Genomic DNA, 679 nt, shown 5'->3' with positions numbered 1-679 from the left:
GATAGAGCGTTTGACTACGGATCAAGAGGTTAGGGGTTCGACTCCTCTCGGGCGCGCTTTTATTAACGGGAAGTGGCTCAGCTTGGTAGAGCACCTGGTTTGGGACCAGGGGGTCGCAGGTTCAAATCCTGTCTTCCCGATTTTCCAAAAACATGGGGCCTTAGCTCAGCTGGGAGAGCGCCTGCCTTGCACGCAGGAGGTCAGCGGTTCGATCCCGCTAGGCTCCACTTTTTTAATATCATTTATGGCGGTGTAGCTCAGCTGGCTAGAGCGTACGGTTCATACCCGTGAGGTCGGGGGTTCGATCCCCTCCGCCGCTACCATAAAGGACCTTTAGCTCAGCTGGTTAGAGCAGACGGCTCATAACCGTCCGGTCGTAGGTTCGAGTCCTACAAGGTCCACCATTAGACGTTTCTATCTCGGAGGTATACCCAAGTTCGGCTGAAGGGATCGGTCTTGAAAACCGACAGGCGGCGAGAGTCGCGCGGGGGTTCGAATCCCTCTACCTCCTCCATTTTTTCTAAATTAAATATTTTATCATCGCGGGGTGGAGCAGCACGGTAGCTCGTCGGGCTCATAACCCGAAGGTCGCAGGTTCAAATCCTGTCCCCGCAACCAAATGGTCCCGTGGTGTAGTGGTTAACATGCCTGCCTGTCACGCAGGAGATCGCCGGTTCGA

Annotated in this window: 6 tRNA genes; all 6 read left to right on the top strand. The window is 54.8% G+C overall.

Annotation, left to right across the window (positions count from 1 at the left end):
• Positions 1–66: 66 nt before the first annotated feature.
• The 6 genes from ACXVYO_RS02120 (at position 67) to ACXVYO_RS02095 (ending at position 618) form a co-directional block, all read left to right on the top strand.
• Positions 67–140 (top strand) — tRNA-Pro (locus ACXVYO_RS02120).
• 14 nt (positions 141–154) lie between these two features.
• Positions 155–227: transfer RNA gene (locus ACXVYO_RS02115), tRNA-Ala, on the top strand.
• Between the two features lie 19 nt (positions 228–246).
• Positions 247–323 (top strand) — tRNA-Met (locus ACXVYO_RS02110).
• 4 nt (positions 324–327) lie between these two features.
• Positions 328–404, top strand: a tRNA-Ile gene (locus ACXVYO_RS02105).
• Positions 405–421: 17 nt separating this feature from the next.
• Positions 422–514: transfer RNA gene (locus ACXVYO_RS02100), tRNA-Ser, on the top strand.
• A 27-nt stretch (positions 515–541) separates the two neighbouring features.
• Positions 542–618: transfer RNA gene (locus tag ACXVYO_RS02095), tRNA-Met, on the top strand.
• Positions 619–679: the final 61 nt, after the last annotated feature.

This window comes from Bacillus sp. BC08 (genome assembly GCF_054326875.1).
This window is presented reverse-complemented; position numbering and strand designations above follow the sequence as displayed.